We start from the raw sequence: 22,114 nt of genomic DNA on the forward strand, positions 1-22,114 counted from the left end.
TCACAGAATCGGAAGCAATTTATTTGGATGGCACCTCATTAAAGTTGGAATTATAGTATTGGATGTTTTACAATGAATACTCAAAAAGGGTTATCGGTAAAAGATTTGGTAACAACCGGTATTTTTACCGCATTGATGATTGTGTTTACAATGGCTGGCGGCATGTTTTTTGCAGCTAATCCAGTATTGACGTTTTATATGCCGATGGGCTGTGCATTATTGTGCGGTCCGGTGTATTTGCTTTTAGTCGCAAAGGTTCACAAGCGCTGGAGTATTACCATCCTCGGCATTATTTTAGGCTTTGTCTTTTTTGTTACCAGAATGCATTGGTCGATGGCGCTTGGCAATATCGGAATGGGCATTATCGCCGACATCGTTGCAGGGCTTGGCGCCTATACCAATAAAAAACTCAATGCACTTTCGTATATGCTGTTTATGCTTTCAAACACCTTTACCTATCTCATCTTTTTTATCGACCGCGACAGATGGATACACGCGATGCTGAAAAAAGGCACCGACGCTTCCTATATTGAAACCATGAGCACCTCGGCAGCATCATGGATGCCTGCCGTGATTGTCGGCGGAACATTGCTCGTTGCAGCATTCAGTGCATGGATAGGCAGCAAGATGCTGAAAAAACAATTTGAAAAAGCGGGACTAGTGTAATCGGTTATTGCTTTGGGCGTTCCTGTTGAGCGAGTTTTTGCGGTTCTGACACGAACAAAAGACTGTATAATTTTTTTTGAGATTCTTAGCCATTTTTGCATCCGTGATATATAAGTAGCCTGGAGGCAAAGATGAGAAAATCCCCTAATATCCCAATGAGGTTTACCGCACGGAACGATTACGCGTTTCTTTCCATCGTACATCCGTGTACGATGGAAAGAGCGAGTTTCGGCAGTGCCGAAACTCGCATCTGTATAGAACCAGCGGCATCCGTGCCGCTTCTGTGTTTTTGGTACCGAGGAAAATAAGGATATTATGATTGAGTTTATTTCCTTGGTAACTCTGTTGACTTATGATGATTTTGATGATGTCCGCATCGAAAATAGCGAGCAAATCCCTTTATTTTACAATGAGAAAGCCGGACGGCTTGATATAAAAATCCGCTTAAACGATGGGCGAAAAATCGATGTAGAAATGCAGAATACCTATTTTAATTATTACCCCAAGCGGAGTATTTTCTACTGTTCAAAAATGATCCATGAGCATTTCCCCAGCGGTTTGCAATACACAGATTTGAAAAAATGCATCACCATCAATGTGCTGAACAGCCCGTTTAAATTAAGCTGCAAAGTGCATTCGGTTTACCGGATACGGGAAGAAGAAGAGCAGACGCTCTTGGATGAGCTGTTGGAGATTCATTTTTTAGACTTAACAAAGCTGCCGAAAGAGAATTTGACAAGCCTAGAAAAATGGCTTATGTTTATCAAAACAGACAGTAAAGAGGTGAGAGCTATGTTAGCACGAGGAAATCCTGTAATGGCAAAGGCAAACAAAGTGATGGATATCTTTTATCTGGATGAGCAAGAGCGGAGGCGATATGAGGCTGCGTGGGAATATGAAAGCGATCGATTATCAATGATAAGCGAAGCTGAGCAGAAAGGTCTTGAGCGCGGAAAATCGCTTGGTCTTGCTGAAGGCTCCCACCAAAAAGCACTCGAAACAGCAAAAACGATGCTCACTATGGGCTACCCCCTTGCAGATATTTGCAAAATTGTCGGCCTCTCTCCAGCAGAAGTCGAGACTCGATAATCGTTTTTACCTATACATAGATGGGCATCTCTAAAAACTCAGGTATAGTTTTTAGAGATGCCCGACGAGTATTTTTGATAAGTCTTTACATTTTTATGACTTATCAAAAAACATCGCAAAAGGAATCTAAGGAAAACCTCTAAAAAACTGTAGGAACCTCTAAAAGATAGCCGAGTTTTTAGAGATGCCCTGTACATCGGTTTTTAGAGGTAGCCTTGAAAATCAACAACTCTGACGCAGAGCAGAGGGGGATGTTTAAAAACTGACCGGCTTTTGAGACATTCCAGACTTTTTTACTCAAATATGGTATAATCCCGCTGAGCAGTGAAATAATATGATCTATTCGCTCACTTTGTTGTCGAACAGGTCTATTGAGCAGAGGAGGTATGGTATGGAAAGAATACGGAAATTGCCGATAGGGGTACAAAACTTTGAAGTATTGCAGAATGGTAATTTTATCTATGTTGACAAGACTGAATTTATCTGGAAATTAGTAACTGAAAGCCGTGTTCATTTTTTAAGCCGGCCGCGGCGGTTCGGTAAGAGTTTATTTCTTTCAACACTGAAAGCTTATTTTCTCGGTCAAAAAGAGCTGTTCAAAGGACTTGCAATAGAAAAACTGGAAGAAACTCAAGCCGAAATACGGGACATCTGGCAAGAATATCCGGTGCTGTATTTGGATTTTAATGCGGCACAATACCGAAGCGTCCGTGATCTGGAAATAATTATTAACGATCATCTCTGTCAGTGGGAAAAAATATACGGTATGGAACCTTCAGAAGAAGATTTCAGCCGCCGTTTTGCAGGACTTATTCGTCGTGCCTGTGAACAAACCGGCAAACAAGTCGTTGTGCTGGTAGATGAATACGACAAACCGCTTTTGGAAACCATGTATGATGCCCCTGAAGTCAATGAAACCTACCGCAAGATACTGAAAGGCTTCTACGGGGTGATTAAATCAAGCGATGAATACCTGCGGTTTGCCTTTCTTACCGGAGTAACCAAGTTTAGTAAGGTGAGCATTTTTAGCGATTTGAATAATTTACGCGATATTTCCCTTGAAGAAGACTACGCCGGTATCTGCGGCATTACGGAAACGGAACTGAAAACCTGTTTTCAACCTGAAATACAGGTGTTGGGAGACCGGCAAGGGTTAAGCTATGATAAAACGCTTGCGAGGTTAAAGCAGCGGTATGACGGCTACCTTTTTCATCCTGATAAAGAAGGGGTGTATAATCCGTTCAGCTTATTAAATGTCTTTGTAAAGCGGGAGCTGGGCAGCTATTGGTTTTCTTCCGGTACACCGACCTTCCTCGTAGACTACCTTAAAACAGCCTACTACCACATTCCCGACTTAGATGGGAATGTGCTGCTGAACGAAGCAGGGCTTGAAATATATCGTGCCGATAGCATCAATCCACTGCCTATATTATTTCAAGCAGGGTATCTAACGATTAAAGACTATGATAGGGAGTATAAGCTGTACCGTTTAGGTTTTCCTAATGATGAAGTGCGGTACGGTTTTTTGTATAACCTGATGCCTGCCTATACTGCGATCACGTCCGATAAGACGGGGGTATCGGTAATGGACTTTACTAAAGCGGTAAAGCAAGGGGATGTAGACGGATTTATGGAAAAGCTGAAAGGGATTATCTCCGGTATACCCTACGACAGTGTAACCGAGAAAAATCTCGTCTTACGTGAACAAAACTATCAAGCAGCGGTATATCTGGTATTTGCCTTGATGAATGAGTTTATTCGAACAGAGGTACACTGTGCAACCGGAAGAATAGACTGCACCGTTGAAACACCGGATAAAATCTACTTGTTTGAATTTAAACTGACTTCAAACGGTTCGGCGGAAGATGCCTTAAAGCAAATCAAAGATAAACAGTATGCGGATAGGTATACCGGAAGCGGGAAGAGGGTCATTGCCATAGGCGCAAGTTTTGATGAGGAAAAGCGGACACTAAAGGAATGGGTTACTGAAGGGTAAGGCAGCTGATACTTTGAACCTTATGCAAAAGATGATTCCGGTATGCTGTATTGTACTTATGATCCTTGCAGGTCTGTGTGTAGGGGGAGCTGCTGAGGATTCTTCAAAAAAAACGATTCGCAATCCGCTTTAGCGGATAAGATAAACCATTTCCATACAGAACAAGCCGATAGGCTTGATGTTTTTAGAGGTGGCAAATAGAAGGTGAGCTTATACGTTTTTAGGCTGTTCTTCCATATAACTGATAGAAGTTAGGATGGTGTTCAGCTTGATCATCGGGTCTTCGTAGCCCCGAAAGGTAAAGGTAACGTGATAGCCTTTTTTTGATACGACAGTAATGTCCCGCCCGATGCAATTATAAATTGTGTTCGACGTTTCATAGGGAAAGTATTCGGGTTTCAAAATAGATAGCCGATACTCGCCGCCGTCGTAGTGTATTTGCGCAAGGTTGGCAGGGAAGGGGACGAGGAAAATGAGGAAGCTGTCGTTTTTGCTGCCGCCGATACTCATCCTGCTTCCGGGCTTCATCACGTGGATATTACGCTTGCCGATCGATGTCGTTTGGTTGTATACAAACAGTTCCGTCATCCCTGACTGTGAAGGCTTTGTACTGATGTGTCCGTAGTAATTCTGAGAAAAATTCGGACGGCGGCTCAAGCGGGTTTCTGTGCTGTTGAGCAGTGCAAAACGCCCTTCCATATTCCGGGAATGCTCTTGCGCCAGATAATTCATCTGAGATGCGGTTTCTTTTTGAGTCACCGCAGCAGCTGCGGCTGTTTGTGAACTAAAGTTATTCAGACTTTCCCTCGGATCGGTTTTATTTGTTTGCTGTTCAGGGTAATACCGTTTATCCGTACCGGTAATAGCAGTGCGCTCCTCTTTTTGAAAATCCAGCTGCTGGGCTGTTCCGCGCTGACGGATGCCGGATTGCTGTCCACCGGCAGTCCCGGTTGTCTGTCCGAGCCTCCGTGCCGCATAAGGTGCCGGTTCTTGTACGCGGCTGCGGATAAAGAGGATGAGTATCAGCAAAAGAAGGATGGCGCTGCCTGCAAGGACTATCCAGCGTGCACTCCCTGTTATGAAAGATTGGAAGAATGACGGTTTTATGGTGATGAGCACCGTAGCTGCTTGAGAAAAATGCTTGTCTTTTTGTACAAGGTCAAGCCTGATCGTGCTTCGCTGCTCTCCTTGACTATACATACTTTTCGGAAGACGGATACGCGCAGTTATGCCGGTTTCGGTTTGAGGCAGTACCTGTGCTGAAAGGTTACTCATCTCCTGCCGGTACGTTTTCCCATCTGTTTCAACAACAATGCTTTGCAGCGTTATATTGATCTGTTCCGCTGCTGTATTCACAATCCGTACCGGCAGTTCAAACTGCCGGCTGGACGTTTCTATGTGTTCAGGGAGGATAATATCCGGAAGCGGCAATACCGCATCATTAAAGACGATAGAACCTTCTTCTGGTACATTAGTGGTTTCTATACCGAGGTTTTCCGTAAAGGCTTGCGAAACATCGGTATATTCTTTTATGCCGTGCTGAACCGGCTGATCCGCAGCCTCATTGGTGTTGCCTATGGAGCTATTTGCATTGGCTGTATCGGCAGCGGTAGTATCTGTAGGTGTTTTATCGGTATGAGCTGCACCGGCATCTGCCGTTAGCCTCCGGTTTTGGTTTTCATCAAAGCCGGAGGTACCGGCTGCTGTTCCGCCTGTTGCGGCAAGCGCATCGCTGCCTGCTGTTCCGCTCTTTTTGTTTTGGACTCCAGTGTTTGTAGTTTTAAGCCCGCCGTCTGCATTTGCAGGGGGGGCTGACACAGTTGTTTGATTAGGTGCACCGCCGCTTTGTTCTCTGTGTTCCGTGTTTCTGCCGCCGGTTGCCGAATTTTTCTGCCTATTTTCTGTAAAAACTGTTTCGGCGGTATTGCCGTTACGGTTGCTTGCAGTGCCGTTGCCCGTAGTAGTGGTAGAATGTACCGTAGAGGTGTTTGTGTTACCTTCATCGGCAGTATGGTTTGCAGCTGTGCCGGCGGTTTGCTGAGAACCGCTCGCTGATGCAGAAGCACCGTCGGCGCTTACACCGGAGCGGTCAATATTTCCTGCGGAGTCGAGCTTTCCTGCATAAAAGGTACCGTCCAGATCTTTTATTACTGCATCAGAGGGGAAGGGGAGTTTTACATAATATACCTTCCATCCCTTTGATCGGATAGAAGCCGCTGATGCTGCGAGCGCTGTCTTTATTTGCTCTCCGGTATACTGCCGGTATGGACTCGACTCCGGCGGGTTGAAAATACCGTCGGAAATCACAATGAGTATTTTCGGCTGAGGCGAGGGGAGTTCTTCCATGTACTGTTGAGCAAAATGAATACCGGATAAAAAATCAGCGCTTTGCCCCAGCTGGTACAGGAGCATAAAGCGGGAAACAACACGCGATAAATCTGCTTCCGTACCGATTTTTTGAGACATTTCGTAGCGAGCTTCCGCATTGAACGATAGCAGGTGAAAGGAATCCCCAATGCGGATGAATTTTGAAATAATCGATTGCAATACACGCTCATTGATGACCTCGTGATACGGCAGTACGGTACCGGAAGTATCCATCAAAACAATAACATCAGTATTCTCTGAACGCACTGTGTGTCCGTTCAGAGAAGCTGCCATCAACAAGAAGCACACTATTCCGGCTGCAGTTCTTAATTGTTTCATCGAGCAGTAACAACCTTTTACCGTTACAGCACTGCTGCAGTAATATTCAATATTTTATACGTTTTTTCTTCTTCACTGACTGTAAATGACAGGGTCTCACCGGGTTTATGGTTCAATAAATTGGTACCAAGCGGCGACATATAGGAAATAATACCATTTGAGGGGTCAGATTCCCACGGACCTAAGATAGTATACGTTTCCTTTTCACGGGTTGACGGTTTTTCCAGTTCTACGACGGTACCAAAGCCCACACGGGTAGTTGTAATGGTGGTAGGATCAAAGACCTGCGCCCGTTCCAGTTCTTCCTGCAGCCTGCTTACCGTATTGTTGAGTCTATTCTGCTCTTCTTTTGCAGCCTTATACTCCGAGTTTTCTCGCAAGTCGCCCAACGAAAGCGCAAATCCAACTTCTTTTGAATTGCGGGGGATTTCCACTTCGATAAGCCGCTGCAATTCCCGTTTCTTTTCATCAAGCATCTTAGATGTTACGATTAAGCCGCGGCCGGTAACCGTTTTTTCAACCTCATCAAAGAACTTAAAGTTCTTGTATTTTTCCAAAATCCTATTCCGCAGCTGCATTTTAATCGGCGAATCCAAGTCTTTAATATCGCTGACAAGAGTATACAACCGTGTAACAGCATCTTCATCATGCTCAAGGATAAAATTTTCCAGTAAAGCATCTTTCCCGAATAAAATTGTATGGATCTGCTTATTGATTTTCCTGTTTTCGGTTGTATTCCGCCTGCTTGCAATTTCCCGATATGTTATATCAAGAATATGGATCAGCACAATCATCTGATGCTCATAATCGATATGCAGCTCTTTAAACCATGGTTCTTCTTGCGCATTTTTGAAGAGCCATACAACCGCTTCGCGGTATTCTTTATAATCCTTATAACACGTTGCTGCCAGTTCTTTTACCTTCTCAGGATATTCTTCGAGTAGCGGTGTTAAAATCTCAGTAGAAAGGACTACCGGAAAAAGCCGAACATACTGATCACTCCAATCCGGAACAAGATTTTTAATATTGCGCAGGTACGCACTACGGAGTTCTTTGTTTTCAATACCGAGGTACACGGCAGCTGGGTTTTCGATTTGTGCAAATAATTCTGCAAAATTATGATGTTTTGCTGCGCTGAGGTGCGGCATTGCAGTAGTCAATTTTGATACTACAAGATACGCAGCCATTACTTGTTCATTTACCTGACTGAATGCTTTGAGGAAGGATTCAAAGTAATTAAACATATCCTGAAAACCGTCCGACTCCGTATCACCGTTTTCCATAATATTAAAGATAATTCCGACTCGTTCAAAGAAATTTTTCTGCGCTTTGAATTCGTTGGAAAGTTTTTCGTCAAGCGAAATCGGGCGGGTATGTACAGTGTAAAAGTCGATATTTGCTGGGTTGATCCCAAATTCCGGATTTTCTTTTACAATTTTCCGAGCCTTTGTACTCCAGTTTGTCCATTCACTAGTGGTGAGGAGGGACGGTACCAATTCGTGCTTTATCCGCTTAAAATCGCAGTTATTATCAAAGCTGCGGATGACTGTTTTCAGTGCCCATTCTGGATCCGCCTTTACCTTTGCAGTGAGTTCGGAACCCTTCATAATGGATTTGAGTACCCAAATATGGTTCTTATTCAATGTTTGCAAGGCTGTAATCCCCATTTTGAGGCTCATAGTATGACCGCGCTTTTTTGCAAAATCGATGGTTAATTCATCATTGTTCACTTTAGCGATTCGTCCGACTCCCCATGTCCGGTGGAATACGAAGTTTCCTTTATCGAACGCAATATGTTTTTCAAAATCATCGATTGCTTCAAAGATATTCCGCCAATCCTGTGCCAAATTCGAGTCTTTGATATACTCTTCAAGCTGTGTGTGTGAAGAATATCTTGCTCTAAAGCATTCCACAATTTCTTTTCGCGCCCAGTGATCTTTGTCATCGGTGGAAAGTATAAGCTTCAAAATATCTATAGCAGTATTCAAATCTTCTATAGCTTTAGAACTCAAATCTTTAGCTGTAGGATGTTCCTGTTGTTGCTTTTTTATTTCCTCTTCTGCTTCTTTTTTATAATATTTGTAGAGATCCTGCATACAGGTAACACTGCGTTCTGCGCCGAGATGGTCGGTAATTTTACGCTGGACATGATAGAAAAAGTCAATTTCCTGCGGCACCAGTTCGACCAAACGTGCCCATACTTCTTTTACTGCTGAGTATGAATGCCGATTGATGGATCGGTACAAGGCTTTTTTATAATAATCAATGGCTTTTTCAGTATTCGTTTTCTCTTTTTCTTTGTCTGTCTCTTTTTCATTGAGCTGGATATAGTATTCGGCAAGCAGTTTGGGAATATCTGCTTCTTCATAATCGATTCGCACCAGCCGTTCCCATATTCCATAAATTTTTGCTTTTTGTTCAGCGCTATCGGAATCTTTATAGCAGTTTGCCAATGTACGCAAAGCAAATTTCGATTCACTTTCCTCCAGTACTTTTTCGCACAAATATTCCACAATCTGCATCCGATGATTGTTGATAAAGAGCGTTATGAGTGTTACAAGAGCAGAATCATCGAGCATCTGTTTTGATAATGCGATCATACTCGAAATATACAAAGCCGTGATACTGGTTTTATTATGAGCGAGATGCGCATCGGACAGCTCTTTTAATTCATCCAAGTGATGATCTCTTTTTGCCTCTTTTATCAGTGTGTCCAATTCGTTAAAATTATTGATGGAATAGTTTGAAATAGCGGCTCGTGTCCATTTTTCTTCATTAAATATATCGCGCACATTCTTTTCTAATACATCTGACATATTCACCTCACTGTGTCATTACCGTATGTAGCGGTTGTAGATTTTCTCATCAAGTAGTTTAATCCGCAAGAGAATCTCATCAATCTTTGACTTTTCGACATTAACATTCAAATAATGATCAATAAGCCAAAAATAGTAGTTGATTAAACGGGGGATAATAAGTTTTTTGCTTTTTATGTCCTTCTCCCGCAGCTCATTTTCGAGTGTGTAGACGGATTGTTTTAGTTTCCCCAGTTCCAAAGCCTTTAATTCACGCTTGACATTGAGTACTCCATCAAGTGTACCGTAAACAGGAAGCCATTCTAACAACTCCTCTTCTTTATAACCGATGGCAGCAACTTTCGTAACAAGCGCATGAAAAATTTCCGAATCAAGAAAGCATATTTCTATCTCAGAAGCATTCTTAAACAGCGCTTCCCGGAAAAATACCTTCGCAAGCCGTGTTTCACCGCTCAGGGAATATGCATCGGCAAGCTCTGCCAAAATGGCTGCTGAATGTGCATTAATATCGGCTGCATATTGCAAACAGCTGATTGCTGTTTCATAGTCGCCCAGCGCTTTATAACAGAGTCCTGTCTTTCGGTATATTTCCGCAGTGTTATGTACTGTTTCAGTACCGGTTAAGAGTGACTGATAAAGCTGTAGCGCGATAGTAAATATGCTGCACTTTAATGCGTAGACTATAAGCTCGTTAAAGTCCCCCATCTTTCCTATGTAGTCCAGAAAGGGCTTCCATTGAGAAATAAGATATTCACCTCTCAGGAAATTGTCGGATAGTGTTTCCGAATAACGCATCCGATCGAGCCAGAAACTTACCCCCTTTAGTGTGTACATCACTTGAGGATTTTCCAAGTCCTGTTCAAGCAGCCGTTCAAGGCTTCTATGCGCTTGTTCAAGGTCACCTTGTTTGAGAAAAACAAGAGCAGGCTGTAAAATAGTCTGAACAGAACGATCTATCATAGTTCTTCTCTATTATACTGATAATAATGCTTTAGTCAATTGACCCTTTTTTAATAATTTGCTAATATCTGCGCTCACTTTTACTGTTTTGATAAAAATTCTCATTATTTTGGGTATTAAAACCGTTTAGACTGTACAATATCCGCTACAGATACCTGTGCAGCCTCATTGCCGTCAATCCACGTTATTTCGATGCCGTTTTTTACCATGCGCCGGAACCATGTTTCCTGCCGTTTTGCAAATTGACAGATAGCGCGGTAAAGCTGTTCGATATAGACTTCTTTTGATTCAATTTTTCCTTGCAAATACTGTGCCGTAAAGCGGTATTCCAGTCCGAGGCTTTCGAGCCGTTCCCATGAATAACCTTGGTTATGAATGCATTCGGTTTCTTCTATCATACCGGCATCAATGCGGGCAATGAGGCGGCTTTTAATCCGTTCGCGTAATACGCTGCGTTCAAAAGAAAGACCGTAGATTTTCGGCTTGAGGAGAGGGATTGCACTGCGGTGCAGTTCTGTGCTTTCAGGGTTGTTGTGCCGGTAGCGGGCTATTTCTATAGCGCGGATGAGGCGGGCGGGCTGTTCAAGATCGGTTTTATTGTGGATGTCCTGTTTAAGCGCTAAGAGCATGGCTTGCAGCTCCGGCAGTGTTTTTGCTGCGAGTTCGGCACGAAGTATGGGGTCTTCGGGAACGGGGATGAGTTCGTAGCTGCGTAGTATTGCGTCGAGGTAGAGTCCGGTGCCGCCCGCTATTATCGGCAGTGTGCCGTTTTGAAAGAGCTGCGGGATGATGCGGTATACCTCCTGCTGAAAATGGAATACGGTAAACTCTCGGCTAAGATCGCAGATGTCGATGAGGTGATAGGGTATGCTGCCGTATTCCTGCAAATCTTTTCCTGTACCGAGGTCAAGACCGCGGTATACTTGCCGGGAGTCGGCGGAGATAATTTCCCCATGCTGTGCCTGCGCAAGCTCCACAGCAAAGGCTGTCTTTCCCGTTGCGGTAGCGCCGAGTACCACGACACAGTTATATTGAAGCATTCCGATTTTTGTCGGTGTCCGAACACTGCGGCGCGGTTGTGTGCTGCTCTAAGCGTTTTGCTTCTTCCCAAAAGTTATCCATTTGGCTGAGGGATTCCCGGGAGCAGGGGAGTCCTGCTTCTTCCATACGTTTTTCGACGTAACGGAACCGCCGTTCAAACTTTGCATTGGTGCGGCTCAGTGCAATAGCAGAATCGATATGCAGGTGCCGCGCTGCATTTACTAAGCTGAACAAAAGGTCGCCGAATTCCGCTTCTGTTTCTTCTTGCGTTCCGTGGGCAAGCGCCTCGGTAAACTCGGCAACTTCTTCTTCTACTTTTTTCTGCGGTCCGTCTATGGAATCCCAGTCAAAGCCTTTTTTTGCGGCCTTCTTTTGCAGTTTATATGCGCGGGTAAGCGGCGGAAAGGTTTTCGGTATGGAATCCAGTACGGAGGCGCTTGCTCTGCCTTCTATTTTGTCCTTGATGGTGTCCCATTGTGCAAGTACTTTTTCTGCAGTAACCGGTTTTTGTGCATCATTTTGATCGGGAAAGCCCTCGGTTTGTCCGAATACATGGGGATGCCGCCTAATCAATTTTTCGTTGAGTGCGTTTATCATCTCTGCGACAGAAAAGTGGTGTTCCTGTTCAAACATATAGGCAATCATCACAATGTTGAGAAGAACATCGCCGAGTTCCTCTGATGCGTGCACTGCTTTTGAGCTGTCAGCAGCTGCTTCTTCAAGCGCCTCGATTGCTTCGTATGTTTCTTCCAATAGTGTTGCCCGCAGTGTCATTGGGGTCTGCTCAATATCCCAGGGGCATCCTCCCGGCGCCCGCAGCCGTTTAATGGTAGTAAAGAGCGCTGCAAAAGCCGCAGCAGCCTGCTTTGTGTCTTTGTCTGGCGTTTCAGCTGCATTGTGATCTGCCGGTGCGGCAGCTACCTCTGTGTGAAGCTCTTTCATGGTATCTACGCGGTTAGTATGTGCTGTCATTATAATTCCTCGCTGCGCATTATAGCACAGTTATTTCTTTTTGGGTAATTCCTCTGTGATGGTTTTTTGCAACGCATCGTTTTTTTGCAAACCCAATGAATCAACAGCGGTTTGGATATGATCGGGGAGCGATAGGGTGATTGGTTGCTTAAAAATACTACACATGGGCTATTTTGGGCTAAAAATTCATCATTTTTCGATGAATATGTAACTGTGAAGACCGTAAAGAGCCTATAGCGCTTCGACTTCTGCCTTGGTTAGCCCGGTTGCCAGTGCGATGTTTTCTCGTGATAAACCAAAGTGCAGGAGATTTTTCGCAGTTTCGAGCTTTGCTTGGCGGGAGCCTCGGGCTTCGCCTTCAGCGAGTCCAAGCGATTTACCTTGCTCAATACCTTCATCAAAGGCATCCATAATAACTGCCGGTAACACCCGATACTCCTTCCGTGCCTGTTCGCTTATCTTTATTGTTTGCATCACTTTTTCTATCCTCCTCGTATAGTCGGTTGTTACTTTGCCTGTTTTTACATACCGTAAAAAGCCCTGTAAATCTTTGTTATCAGCTTCTTTAAATCCGTTCGCATTTAGTATAATCTTTTTTGTTCCATCCTGTAAGGGGATAGTTGCATCTTCTTTACAGATGTTTTCAAAACTGTAGACCGCTCGATTTTTTCCAATAGGGTCAAATAAACAGATAAAAATAACAAAGCTGTCGTTTAGTGCTTTATACGAATATCCTTGATCGAGAAACGCAACATCCAGAATTGATTGATAATACCGCATTCTTTTTGGGATGTTGTATTCATTGCTTACTTGCATTTCAATGTCGTAAGCCCTCCCTGCCATATCTTTAATCAGTACATCCAGTCGAACAGACTTTGCTGCTGAATTGCCGATAACGGTATTCTGAGATGACAGATACGTGATTTTCTCGACTTTAGCACTAAAAAGCATTTCAAGAAATTCCTTGCAGATAAATTCATGTTCCATGACCTTGCAGAACATAAAATCGTCGGAAATAGTCAGTTCTTCAAAAGGTTTTTGTGCCATTCTCACCTCCTAAAGACTATATAGACGGTGGATGGGCTTTTGGCTAAGAAAATCAGCAAAAAGTTTGCAAACCCAATGAATCAACAGCGGTTTGGATATGATCGGGGAGCGATAGGGTAAAGAGACTGTTTTTCCCATGAATGGGCAGGCGGAGGCGGGTTGCGCAGAGCTGAAGTTTTTTGATGCGCTGTGTTTTCCAGAGCTGCTTGTTCAGCGGGAAGTTGCCGTGTTTATCATCACCGATAATAGGGAAGCCGATACCGGCAAGGTGTATGCGTATTTGGTGCATTCTGCCGCTTTGGATGCGGACGGAAAAGAGACTGTAGGATTCTGTACCGGCAAGAAGCCGATAGGTACTGAGTGCAGGCTTTGCAACGCCGTTTTCTATGATCGGTGTATTGATTACCCCGCTTGCCGGTACCTGTGGTTTTGATGCGGATACCGCAGCGGCAGTATTTTTTGCTGCATCGGAAAAGCCTCCGAAGCAGAGCGCCGTATATTCTTTTTCTACAGCTTTTGTATCAAAGAGGGTGCGGCAGGTGCGGGCAGCTTCAGGGCTCTTTGCCGTGATCAGTAATCCGCTTGTTTCTTTATCAAGCCGGTGTACGGGGTATATTGCGGTGCCGAGCTGGCTGCTGAGCAGTTCGGTTAAGCATACCGCAATATGCGCTCCGCCTTGAACGGGGATGCCGTAGGGTTTATTGACGATGCAAAGTGTTTCGTCTTCATATACAATCGGGATATTTTTCTTTACAATAGAATGTTGTGATGCCGTATGACGCATACGCAGGAGTATACGATGAAACAGAAAAAAATACACTATGGTATAGCGATCCTTTTTTTGACTTTTCTTTTTGTTTACCCGCTCAAGGCGGAATTGGTCGGGGATGCTCAGCTGGGGTATACCATTGATTTACCGGAGGGATTCCGGCTGGTAACCTCTCGTGCAGGTTCGCGGTATATTTATCAGCATACGCTTGTTCCTGCCGGTGTGCAGATTGCATTGTATCCATACCAGCAGTTTAAAACAGTAGATGCAGCGGCTGACCATATTGTGAGTCAACTGTACGCACAGAAAAAAGCCCTGCGTGTTACACTGCAAGGAAATCCTGCTATTGCGGCTCATCTGGTATTTACACAGCAGAATCAAAGGCAGGCTGGGTGGCTGCTCGTTCAGCCGCTGCCTGAGCAGAAAGGATGGCTTATTGTGTTGAGCACCGCTCCGGAAGAAAAGGCGCAAGCTGCCGAGCCGCTGATGATTTCGTGCTTGGATGCGGTTTTTACGGGACGGCAGTCCTTTTTTGAACCCGGTCCGATGATACAGGCAGTGTACCCTAAGGAAGGGGCGGTAAAAAACGAAGTTCCGTTCCAGGGAAAAAAACTTTCAGTTTATTTTGACCGTTCGGATTCAGAGGCGAATCAGGCGGTAATAGACCGCGAATTTGCGCTTTTAACGCGGTACCTCAATTCACCGCTGCAGGAAAAGGCGTGGCAGCGGTATTACCGGATGATTTACCGCGACAGTCTTGCTCGATGCCGGCATCTTGCGCTTATGGTGGAAAAAGAATTGATCGAAGTAAACGGCGGGGGAAAACTCCCGAGTGCGGACAAGGTTGCAGCTGCTTTACTGGAATGGATGCAGGGCTTTACCTATACCCGTGATGAAAATGGAGCAGATTTTTTGAATATCCCCGCCGTGTGTACTGACCGGAGCGGGGACTGCGATAGCCGTGCACTGCTTATGGCAGTTCTTTTGAATCATTTTAATATCGGTTCTATTCTTATGATAGCGCCCGAACAAAAACATGCCGTTGCTGCAGTGGATTGCGAAGGAGCCGGAGCCAGATTCACCTATAAAGGTAAACGGTATTTGATTGCAGAAACAACGGCACCGGTAGCGCTTGGGCAGATTGCGCAAGACCTTGCTGATCCTTCGTTGTGGTTTGGAGTTGAGTGGTATACCCCGCCGGCTTTGGATGAATAGACCAATTCGATAACTGCGTTTACGAATTGGTCGACGAGTTCTAAATCGCACAAATAGCACGATGCGTGAACATCGCATTTCAAGGTAACCTATTCAGAAAGGTCAGTTTCCGAACAGGTTTAATACAGCTTCGGCAAACAGGATTAGAGAGACGACAGCTCCATCATTTGCAAAGGTTTCTATGAATTTCTTGTTCCCCTTCAAAAATATATTTTTTTATCTTTTTACCCTTTACTAAATAATAATATATCGTTATATTTATACTAATAATAAAAGGACGATTAGACATTCGGGTAGATCTGCTACAGCCGGTGTTTAACAGTTCTTTGTATTATGAAGGAGTATAAATTATGAAGTATGCAACATTCAGTATCCCCCAAAAGATTGTACACGGGGTTGGAGCCTTGGAATTCCTTTCTACCCTGGAAGGAAAGAAAGCTGCTATTGTTACCGGCGGAAGCTCGATGAAAAAATTCGGCTTTGTCGATGAAGCAAAGGGCTATCTGGAAAAAGCAGGTATGCAAGTGCTGGTTATCGACGGCGTAGAACCCGATCCTTCCGTTAAAACCTGTAAAGAAGGCGGCGCAAAGATGGCAGCTTTTAATCCCGACTGGATTATCGCATTAGGCGGCGGTTCTGCAATGGATGCTGCAAAAATCATGTGGGTGTACTACGAATACCCCGGTTATAACTTTGATGATTTAGCCGCCTTCAAATTTCCCAAGCTGCGGACAAAAGCAAAGCTGGTCGGTGTTCCTTCTACATCGGGAACCGCCTCCGAAATTACCGCCTTCTCCGTTATTACCGACACGGAAAAGAATATCAAATATCCGCTCGTAAGCCCTGATATTATCCCCGACATTGCGATTGTTGATGATAGAATCCCTGCAAAAATGCCGCCGCTGGTAACCGCTCAGACTGGTATGGACGTTATGACTCACGCGATCGAAGCATACGTGTCTACCGCTCATGACGATTACACTGACCCCTATGCGCTTGAGGCAATCCGGCTGGTATTCGAATATCTGGAACGGGCAGTTGCAAATGGAAACGATATGGAAGCACGCGGAAAAATGCACACGGCATCCACCGTTGCCGGTATCGCATTCAGCAACTGCTCACTCGGTATCGTTCACTCGATGGCACATAAGATCGGCGGAGAGTTCCATCTGACACACGGTGAAGCAAACGCAATTATGCTTCCGTATATTATCAACTATAATAGAAAAGAAACTGACCGCTACAGCAAGCTGGAAGGCGCCTTGGGTATCGACGATATTGCAAAGGCTGTCTCTGCCTTGAACCGGAAAGTCGGTATCACCCGCACTATTCAGGAAGGCAAGAACACTGTTATTGCAGAAGATAAGTTCCTCAAGGTATTGGATTTGATGAGCGAAAGAGCCTTTAACGATGCGTGTACGCTGACCAATCCGCGCAAAACCTCTGCCGCTGATATTAAGAAGATTTACCTTGCAGCTTATTACGGCAAGGAAATAGACTTTTAAGTGATAAGGAACCTCTAAAAACTGTAAACCTATCGTTTTTTTCTGTATGGAAATGCTTTAAGTTGTCCGCTTTGCGGATTGCGAATCGGTTTTTAGAGGTTTTCTGAGATGATTTTTACCTCAATCGTCGGCGGTTCACCCTTCCTCACACCTCATACCGGTAAGTGAGTCCGTTTTTAGAGCTAATCCGCATCAATGGCTTTTTTTATACCAATCAGCTATACGTCTGTTTAGGGGCAACGGTTGGTCATCAGTATTCAGTGTTCCTGTTTGCTCTCTCAGATACGGAAAGATAATCTCTTTTTTTAGCTGCTCCCAGTTATGCGGTAAGCTATAGGGTGCCGCAAAATCATCGGTTTGCGGTAAATGTTTGAGTAAAAGCGGATAATACACGGGAAAAATATTTTCAGTTACATTCCTCAGCGCCGAAAAGCCTCCTGCCAGCCCGAATGATGGCGCTATCATATTATCCGTTTGAGAGCGGGAAAGCATTTGCTTTTGACTTTCTTCGTTAAAGAACCAGCATAAAAAAGCTTCCGCCGCTGCTTTATTTTTCGCCTTTTTACAGATTCCCGCATAAATGATCGTGTCTTGCACCGGTGTTTTCCCGTTATAGCTCATCCACCGGTAATCAATGGATTTAAGCCGTTCTTGGTTGAGTGAAAAAAGCTCATCGCTGGATAAATACCAAAATAAGCAGCGCCCGTCGGTAACAAGCGTATAGGGAGGATCATATAAGTACCGGAACTGAAACTCGTCCTCTGCAGCGGCATTGGTATTGACTGTTTCTGACCATGTACGCGTATATGCGATAATATCCTGCAGAGCTTTGTCATTCCATGAAAAAAGATTTTTTGTCTCTTCAAATGCTGCATTCATTCCCTGAGCCGTTACATAAAGAAAATTTGTATCCCAACGGGGGGAAAAGCCCATCCGAGTATAGTCAGTGCCGCTTTTTTTATTATAGGCAGCGGAAAGTTCTTGCATTTCTTCCAGCGAAAGGGTGAAATTTGTCTTAGGGAGATTTTGCTGCGATGCAGAAAAAATAATAGCTGGCAGGTTAAAACTGACTGGTAATAAGTATTGCTTTCCATTCACATTTCCCAGTTCGCGTAACAGCGGGTAAAAACTGTCAGGATTGATATTTTTTTCCGATAGGAGGTTGTCGATTGTAACAAATTTCACCAGTGCAGCATCTCCCCGCAGCCACGGACCGACAACAAGATCGGGAGGGTTTTGCGTATTCATCAGTGCATCTGCAGGGTTTTGCTTGTAGCTCATTGTAATCTTATAGCGCGGTTGTGCACTGTTAAACGCTTCGCAGTACGTAATAAAGTCCGTTCGGTCAGTCCACACAACGGCAATAGAATCTTCAGCATTTTTACAGGCAATACAGTACACTAATACACACAGCAGCGCTGCCATTCTCCAAAAGACTTTTTGCATAATGCTTTATTATGACTACAATGAACGCATTGTCAATATTCAGACGCTCCAAACACTAGTTTGAAACATAGCTTCCCGCAAAATCCATAACAGATACCGCGCTATATTGTAGAACGGCGGAGACTGGGGTGTCCTTTGGAATTCAATCTTCACATTCTATACCGTTTGCGCTACAATACGGCATATATGCGTGCAACAAAAGCTATTATCCATCTTGATAATCTGGAATATAATATCAAACAAATAAAGCAGCGGCTCGCACCGCACACAAAAATATGTTTACCGGTGAAAGCCGATGCATACGGTCACGGAGCTGTGCGGACAGCGATTGCCGCAATCAGGGCAGGCGTTTCATACCTCGCGGTTGCTTCCGTGCAGGAAGGCATTGAGCTGCGTGAAGCAGGAATCGTTGCGCCGATTATTTCATTGAGCCTCCCTATTTTGGAAGAAATTGATTCCATTATTGAATATAAATTGGAACCGCTTGTGATTGATGAATCTTTTATCAATGAACTAAACCGGACTGCTGAAATGCAGCGCAAGACAGTTGCTGTACATCTTAAAATCGACACCGGTATGAGTAGAATAGGCTGTAAACCATCTGAGGCTGTAAAGCTTGCAACTCAGATTGTGCGGGCAAAACACTTACGGCTGCAAGGTGTTGCAACTCATTTTGCAGTTGCAGATTCGGAGACAGAAGAAAATAGGAACTTCACCCGGCAGCAGTTTGAGCATTTTACCGATGCTGTTGCCTCAATACGGAATACCGGTATCACCATTCCTATTGTACATGCCGCCAATTCAGGGGCAGTGCAGGCATTTCCTGATGCTCAATTTGATATGGTGCGTCCGGGGCTGCTTGCCTATGGCTACCATCCGCTCAAAAGAGGTGCTTCTTCTCTTGATGTAAAACCCGTAATGGAGCTGATTACACAAGTGGTGCTGATCAAGCAAATCCGTGCAGGTACCAGTGTGTCATACGGACGAGACTGGACTGCCGCGGAAGATACCTACATTGCTACGCTCCCGATCGGTTATGCAGACGGTTTGCGCCGTGCCCTTTCACCCGGTTTGAAAGTGCGCATTGGTAATGAATTTTTTCCCATTGTAGGAAAGATATGTATGGATCAGTGTATGATAGACCTTGGATCGAAGCCATGGGTGCAGCGCTGGGATGAGGTGCATATCTTCGGCACGGATACCCGCGATAACACGGCGCAAACATTAGCCGATATTGCCGGAACCATCCCCTATGAAATTACCTGCGGTATTCATAAGCGGGTACCCCGCGTTTTTATCAATGAATGCCGATGACACGGAGCAGTCCTGCGTGCAATTTATATGCGTTGATAAATAGTTTTAACTTACTTGACATTTTTTTTAGTTTCATATATAGTTCCTTTTATTGGGGCGCTTAGCTCAGCTGGTACGAGCGTTTGGTTTACACCCAAAATGTCGGCGGTTCGATCCCGTCAGCGCCCATAGCTTATTCCTTGCTGTATATAGACTGATCCAACTATTGCTTTTGCTTGGCTTTTAAGAGGTCAAGTAAAGGTTGAGTCGGGGGTTTATATATGGATTATCATGTCTTTAAAAAGCCGAAAATAAAAACGGCGAGAAAATCTACAAATGGTATTACTATTACACACAAAACGGGGGATGTTGTTATTCATTTTTCTTATGCTTGTTTCTTGGCATGGCCGCAGTGCCTTACCGTTGTGCGGATATTGCCTGATCACTGCTTTTTTTCAAATAAGTGCATGATATGCTCTTGACAAAACAAAAAATAACACGTTACAATAAGGAATACTTTTGATCGGACTTGAGCGGAATGTGTGGATAACAGATGATTATTCATTTAGTGCATGTTCGGGTAAGTCTATAAGAGTTATAGTTTAATTGAATCAACCTTTTTTAGAGGTGTTCCCTTTAGTATCTTATCAAGATAAATCTTTCTTAAAGAGTATTCCGTATCGTATAGATCAAGACCTTTAATACATACGGGAACCTTTAAAAACCGTAGTTTTTAGAGGTTTTCCTTAAGCTTGTTTACGGTGTTTTTTTGATAAGTCATACCAATAAAAAGACTTATCAAAAAATTGCGGGGCTGTTGGAAAAGTTGCTAACTTTTGAGACATCCCCAGGCATCTTTTAAAAATCTATACCTGAGTTTTTTGATATGCCCATACGCTTGATAACCTTCTAAAGGTGAATGATATATTTAAAAATTAAAATTTATTGTGGAGAAATTGTATGATACTTTTAAAAGTACGCCGCTCACCGGCTTCGGCTGACGGCACCGCCCCGGATTCTTCAGGACAGGCTGAATTTGATCTTGAACAGCAGCAGCCAACACATGTACCAACGTCTGCATCCGGTGCTCCGGAGCAATATCCGGAAAACAGTACGGAAACCGCTTCTGTTTCTGATGAAGCACCTGAGAAAAAGTTAGTGGTGCGTTCCAGAATACGGCGAAAGCCTGCTGCGGATGAAACGGCTTCGGATTCCGAGCGGAAACCCCGCCGTCAAATCTCTGGAAGGCGACCTTATAGCCGCCCCGCAGAATCTGCTCCAAGAGAAGACAATCCCGCTATAGAAGATACTGACGGGAAGCCTAAGCTTGTTATCAATGATTTAACGCGGATGGGGATGCACGCATTGCGCGATTTAGCGGCTCAATACGGTATACCGCACGAAGATATGGTTGCTATGAAAAAACAGGAGATTATCTTCTTTATTCTTAAAAACCATACGGAAAACGGCGGCATTATCTTTGCGTCGGGAGCCTTGGAAATTCTGCCGGACGGCTACGGTTTTTTACGCTCACCGCAGAACAGTTATTTACCGGGATCGGATGATATTTATATTTCGCCGAGCCAAATCCGGCTGTTCAATCTTAAAACGGGCGATACCGTGTATGGGCAGATACGTTCTCCTAAAGAAGGTGAGCGGTTCTTTGCTTTATTGCGGGTTGAAAGTGTCAATTTTGAAGATGTTTCTATTGCACAAACCCGTATTCCCTTCGACAATCTTACACCGCTTTATCCCCGTCAAAGACTTAACCTAGAAACAAGCAGCGAGCTCTACGCAACCCGCATTATGGATCTGTTTTGTCCCATCGGGAAAGGGCAGCGTTCGTTGATTGTGGCTCCTCCCCGTACCGGTAAAACCATACTGATGCAGCAAATTGCCAATGCAATCACTCAGAATCATCCGGAAGTGTATCTTATCGTGCTCTTAATTGATGAACGTCCTGAAGAAGTAACCGATATGGAGCGGACTGTCCGCGGTGAGGTTATCTCTTCTACTTTTGATGAACAAGCCACACGGCACGTGCAAGTTGCAGAAATGGTGTTGGAAAAGGCAAAACGCTTGGTTGAGCATAAAAAAGACGTTGTTATTCTGCTTGATTCTATTACCCGCCTTGCCCGTGCTTATAACCAGACAGTTCCTACATCGGGTAAGGTTCTGTCCGGCGGTGTTGACTCAAATGCACTGCATAAACCTAAGCACTTTTTCGGCGCTGCCCGTAATGTAGAAGAAGGCGGTAGTTTAACCATTATCGCTACTGCCCTTATCGAAACCGGCAGCCGTATGGACGAAGTTATTTTTGAAGAGTTTAAAGGTACCGGCAATATGGAAATAAGTCTTGACCGCCGCTTATCCGACCGCCGTATCTTCCCTGCAATCAATATTAAAAAGTCTGGAACCCGTAAGGAAGAATTGCTGATTCCTGATGCCGATCTCCAGCGGATATGGCTTCTCCGTAAGGTTATTAACCCTATGGATGATCTGGAAATTATGGATTTACTCCTTGACAAGATGAAGAAAAGTAAGAATAATGAAGTGTTTTTGAAGTTGATGAATTCCGGCGGTGTGTAGCCCT

Annotated in this window: 16 protein-coding genes and 1 tRNA gene; 9 read left to right on the forward strand and 8 right to left on the reverse strand. The window is 44.3% G+C overall.

The genetic code is table 11. From position 1 onward, the window contains the following. Window positions 1–72 precede the first annotated feature (72 nt). From ACTTJ8_RS06675 to ACTTJ8_RS06690, 4 genes are all read left to right on the forward strand, one after another. Window positions 73–666, forward strand: coding sequence for an MptD family putative ECF transporter S component (locus ACTTJ8_RS06675; protein WP_442720695.1), 594 nt, complete (start codon window positions 73–75; stop codon window positions 664–666). A 131-nt stretch (window positions 667–797) separates the two neighbouring features. Beyond that, window positions 798–974, forward strand: coding sequence for a hypothetical protein (locus ACTTJ8_RS06680; protein ID WP_442716126.1), 177 nt, complete (start codon window positions 798–800; stop codon window positions 972–974). A 7-nt stretch (window positions 975–981) separates the two neighbouring features. Next, a complete protein-coding gene (locus tag ACTTJ8_RS06685; RefSeq protein WP_442718968.1) occupies window positions 982–1,755 on the forward strand; it encodes an Rpn family recombination-promoting nuclease/putative transposase in 774 nt (257 codons plus the stop codon). Between the two features lie 391 nt (window positions 1,756–2,146). Further along, on the forward strand, window positions 2,147–3,751 hold the full coding sequence (locus tag ACTTJ8_RS06690) for an ATP-binding protein (protein ID WP_442720696.1): 1,605 nt from the start codon (window positions 2,147–2,149) through the stop codon (window positions 3,749–3,751). Between the two features lie 210 nt (window positions 3,752–3,961). Here ACTTJ8_RS06690 and ACTTJ8_RS06695 read toward each other — a convergent pair whose 3' ends face one another. The 7 genes from ACTTJ8_RS06695 to ACTTJ8_RS06725 form a co-directional block, all read right to left on the reverse strand. Further along, a complete protein-coding gene (locus ACTTJ8_RS06695) occupies window positions 3,962–6,457 on the reverse strand; it encodes a vWA domain-containing protein (protein ID WP_442720697.1) in 2,496 nt (831 codons plus the stop codon). A 23-nt stretch (window positions 6,458–6,480) separates the two neighbouring features. After that, window positions 6,481–9,273: a transcription elongation factor GreA gene (greA, locus tag ACTTJ8_RS06700; RefSeq protein WP_442720698.1), complete on the reverse strand. Its 2,793-nt coding sequence runs from the start codon at window positions 9,271–9,273 to the stop codon at window positions 6,481–6,483. Between the two features lie 18 nt (window positions 9,274–9,291). Next, window positions 9,292–10,233 carry a tetratricopeptide repeat protein gene (locus ACTTJ8_RS06705; RefSeq protein ID WP_442720699.1) on the reverse strand — a complete coding sequence of 314 codons (942 nt, stop codon included), beginning with the start codon at window positions 10,231–10,233 and terminating at the stop codon, window positions 9,292–9,294. Window positions 10,234–10,349: 116 nt separating this feature from the next. Then, window positions 10,350–11,273, reverse strand: a complete 924-nt coding sequence (miaA, locus tag ACTTJ8_RS06710; protein WP_442716120.1) for a tRNA (adenosine(37)-N6)-dimethylallyltransferase MiaA — start codon at window positions 11,271–11,273, stop codon at window positions 10,350–10,352. Continuing rightward, a complete protein-coding gene (gene mazG / locus ACTTJ8_RS06715) occupies window positions 11,260–12,216 on the reverse strand; it encodes a nucleoside triphosphate pyrophosphohydrolase (RefSeq protein WP_442720706.1) in 957 nt (318 codons plus the stop codon). The genes miaA and mazG overlap by 14 nt, the downstream gene beginning before the upstream one ends. A gap of 261 nt (window positions 12,217–12,477) precedes the next feature. Next, window positions 12,478–13,293, reverse strand: coding sequence for an Rpn family recombination-promoting nuclease/putative transposase (locus ACTTJ8_RS06720; RefSeq protein WP_442716119.1), 816 nt, complete (start codon window positions 13,291–13,293; stop codon window positions 12,478–12,480). Window positions 13,294–13,345: 52 nt separating this feature from the next. Continuing rightward, the gene (locus ACTTJ8_RS06725) at window positions 13,346–14,077 is read right to left on the reverse strand and encodes an RluA family pseudouridine synthase (RefSeq protein WP_442720700.1); all 732 of its coding nucleotides are present in this window, start codon (window positions 14,075–14,077) and stop codon (window positions 13,346–13,348) included. A 15-nt stretch (window positions 14,078–14,092) separates the two neighbouring features. Between ACTTJ8_RS06725 and ACTTJ8_RS06730 the strand changes: the two genes are divergently transcribed. Both ACTTJ8_RS06730 and ACTTJ8_RS06735 read left to right on the forward strand, forming a co-directional pair. Next, window positions 14,093–15,277, forward strand: coding sequence for a hypothetical protein (locus ACTTJ8_RS06730; protein WP_442720701.1), 1,185 nt, complete (start codon window positions 14,093–14,095; stop codon window positions 15,275–15,277). 350 nt (window positions 15,278–15,627) lie between these two features. Further along, complete coding sequence (locus tag ACTTJ8_RS06735; protein ID WP_442720702.1) at window positions 15,628–16,782, forward strand: iron-containing alcohol dehydrogenase; 1,155 nt, start codon at window positions 15,628–15,630, stop codon at window positions 16,780–16,782. Window positions 16,783–16,974: 192 nt separating this feature from the next. On the opposite strand, the gene ACTTJ8_RS06740 is transcribed toward ACTTJ8_RS06735, so the two are convergent. Further along, window positions 16,975–18,228, reverse strand: coding sequence for an extracellular solute-binding protein (locus tag ACTTJ8_RS06740; RefSeq protein WP_442716115.1), 1,254 nt, complete (start codon window positions 18,226–18,228; stop codon window positions 16,975–16,977). A 186-nt stretch (window positions 18,229–18,414) separates the two neighbouring features. Between ACTTJ8_RS06740 and alr the strand changes: the two genes are divergently transcribed. The 3 genes from alr (at window position 18,415) to rho (ending at window position 22,110) form a co-directional block, all read left to right on the forward strand. Then, entirely contained in the window at window positions 18,415–19,542 is a 1,128-nt protein-coding gene (gene alr / locus ACTTJ8_RS06745; RefSeq protein ID WP_442720703.1) for an alanine racemase, read from the forward strand. A 94-nt stretch (window positions 19,543–19,636) separates the two neighbouring features. Beyond that, window positions 19,637–19,710, forward strand: a tRNA-Val gene (locus tag ACTTJ8_RS06750). 771 nt (window positions 19,711–20,481) lie between these two features. Beyond that, window positions 20,482–22,110 carry a transcription termination factor Rho gene (gene rho, locus ACTTJ8_RS06755; protein WP_442716113.1) on the forward strand — a complete coding sequence of 543 codons (1,629 nt, stop codon included), beginning with the start codon at window positions 20,482–20,484 and terminating at the stop codon, window positions 22,108–22,110. Window positions 22,111–22,114: the final 4 nt, after the last annotated feature.

Origin of the sequence: Treponema sp., assembly GCF_052169735.1 — a bacterium.
Taxonomy (GTDB): Bacteria; Spirochaetota; Spirochaetia; order Treponematales; family Treponemataceae; genus Treponema.

Bases quoted from the DNA above. Each gene is read 5' to 3' on its own strand.
- ACTTJ8_RS06705 (WP_442720699.1), bottom strand. From the start codon at position 10,233: ATGATAGATCGTTCTGTTCAGACTATTTTACAGCCTGCTCTTGTTTTT.
- ACTTJ8_RS06720 (WP_442716119.1), bottom strand. From the start codon at position 13,293: ATGGCACAAAAACCTTTTGAAGAACTGACTATTTCCGACGATTTTATG.
- rho (WP_442716113.1), top strand. From the start codon at position 20,482: ATGATACTTTTAAAAGTACGCCGCTCACCGGCTTCGGCTGACGGCACC.
- ACTTJ8_RS06735 (WP_442720702.1), top strand. From the start codon at position 15,628: ATGAAGTATGCAACATTCAGTATCCCCCAAAAGATTGTACACGGGGTT.
- ACTTJ8_RS06690 (WP_442720696.1), top strand. From the start codon at position 2,147: ATGGAAAGAATACGGAAATTGCCGATAGGGGTACAAAACTTTGAAGTA.
- miaA (WP_442716120.1), bottom strand. From the start codon at position 11,273: ATGCTTCAATATAACTGTGTCGTGGTACTCGGCGCTACCGCAACGGGA.
- ACTTJ8_RS06730 (WP_442720701.1), top strand. From the start codon at position 14,093: ATGAAACAGAAAAAAATACACTATGGTATAGCGATCCTTTTTTTGACT.
- ACTTJ8_RS06725 (WP_442720700.1), bottom strand. From the start codon at position 14,077: ATGCGTCATACGGCATCACAACATTCTATTGTAAAGAAAAATATCCCG.
- ACTTJ8_RS06740 (WP_442716115.1), bottom strand. From the start codon at position 18,228: ATGCAAAAAGTCTTTTGGAGAATGGCAGCGCTGCTGTGTGTATTAGTG.
- alr (WP_442720703.1), top strand. From the start codon at position 18,415: ATGCGTGCAACAAAAGCTATTATCCATCTTGATAATCTGGAATATAAT.
- ACTTJ8_RS06680 (WP_442716126.1), top strand. From the start codon at position 798: ATGAGAAAATCCCCTAATATCCCAATGAGGTTTACCGCACGGAACGAT.
- greA (WP_442720698.1), bottom strand. From the start codon at position 9,273: ATGTCAGATGTATTAGAAAAGAATGTGCGCGATATATTTAATGAAGAA.
- ACTTJ8_RS06695 (WP_442720697.1), bottom strand. From the start codon at position 6,457: ATGAAACAATTAAGAACTGCAGCCGGAATAGTGTGCTTCTTGTTGATG.
- ACTTJ8_RS06685 (WP_442718968.1), top strand. From the start codon at position 982: ATGATTGAGTTTATTTCCTTGGTAACTCTGTTGACTTATGATGATTTT.
- mazG (WP_442720706.1), bottom strand. From the start codon at position 12,216: ATGAAAGAGCTTCACACAGAGGTAGCTGCCGCACCGGCAGATCACAAT.
- ACTTJ8_RS06675 (WP_442720695.1), top strand. From the start codon at position 73: ATGAATACTCAAAAAGGGTTATCGGTAAAAGATTTGGTAACAACCGGT.